Annotated in this window: 1 pseudogene; it reads right to left on the bottom strand. The window is 61.7% G+C overall.

The annotated features are described in order from the left end of the window. A pseudogene (locus B4N44_RS08630) lies at positions 1-1,239 on the bottom strand (DNA-directed RNA polymerase subunit beta'); the annotation flags it as partial. Between the last annotated feature and the right edge of the window lie 250 nt (positions 1,240-1,489).

Here is a 1,489-nt window from a genome sequence, read left to right as displayed (position 1 = left end):
CGGGTGCTCGCGGATCACCTCGTCGAGGATGTCCCAGACCTCCGGGGTACCGCGCTCGACCATCTTCTTGGCGGCCTTGATGGTCGCCGCCAGGCCGCGCAACTGCAGCTTGCTGAAGATGAAGGGCTTGAACAGCTCGAGGGCCATGCGCTTGGGCAGACCGCACTGATGCAGCATCAGGGTCGGGCCGACCACGATGACCGAGCGGCCCGAGTAGTCGACGCGCTTGCCGAGCAGGTTTTGACGGAACCGCCCCTGCTTGCCCTTGATCATGTCGGCCAGCGATTTCAGCGGACGCTTGTTGGTGCCCGTGATGGCACGACCGCGCCGCCCGTTGTCGAGCAGTGCATCGACGGATTCCTGCAGCATGCGCTTCTCGTTGCGCACGATGATGTCGGGCGCGACCAGGTCGAGTAGGCGCTTGAGACGGTTGTTACGGTTGATGACGCGGCGATAGAGGTCGTTGAGATCCGAGGTCGCGAAGCGGCCACCGTCCAGCGGCACCAAGGGACGCAGCTCAGGCGGGAGGACGGGCAGGACCGTGAGGATCATCCACTCCGGGCGATTGCCCGAGGCCATCAGCGACTCCATGAGCTTCAAGCGCTTGGAGAGCTTCTTGATCTTGGTCTCGGAGTTGGTGGTCTCGATCTCCTCGCGCATGCGCCGGATCTCGTCATCCATCTTGATGGTGCGCAGCAGCTCGTAGACGGCCTCCGCACCCATGCGCGCGTCGAACTCGTCGCCGTTTGCCTCCAAGGCTTCGAGATACTGCTCGTCGTTGAGCAGCTGGCCACGCTCCAGATCGACCACAAGGCCCGGATCCACCACCACGAAGGACTCGAAATAGAGGATCCGCTCGATGTCGCGCAGGGTCATATCGAGCAACAGACCGATACGCGACGGCAGTGACTTCAAGAACCAGATGTGCGCGACCGGACTCGCCAGGTCGATATGGCCCATGCGCTCGCGCCGGACCTTCGCCAGCGTGACCTCCACACCGCACTTCTCGCACACCACGCCGCGATGTTTCAGGCGCTTGTACTTGCCGCAGATGCACTCGTAGTCCGTGATCGGACCGAAGATCTTGGCGCAGAAGAGCCCGTCACGCTCCGGCTTGAAGGTGCGGTAGTTGATNNAGGACCAGGAACGGATCATCTCGGGGGAGGCGAGTCCGATCTTGATCGCGTCGAATTCCAGTGCCTGACCCTGCTGCTTGATGATTTTCAGTAGATCTTTCAAGATCTTATCTCCTGCCTACAATGACGATGATCAGCAATCGGCCGACCGCCGAGGGTTCGTTCGAGAACGGAACCCGGCGCTCGAGGCCGAGGGCTAAAAACTGAACCGCGTCGCGCCGACGCGCGTTGATTGCGATTCGGCCACGCAGGGGCTCAATCCTCGCAAACCCCTCCGGACGCGCTTCAATCCTGCTGGAGCTCGATGTTGATCGCCAACGACCGAATCTCCTTCACCAGCACGTTGAACGACT

The sequence above is a fragment of the Thiocapsa sp. UBA6158 genome, from assembly GCF_002423035.1.
In the GTDB taxonomy this organism is placed as follows: domain Bacteria; phylum Pseudomonadota; class Gammaproteobacteria; order Chromatiales; family Chromatiaceae; genus Thiocapsa.
This window is presented reverse-complemented; position numbering and strand designations above follow the sequence as displayed.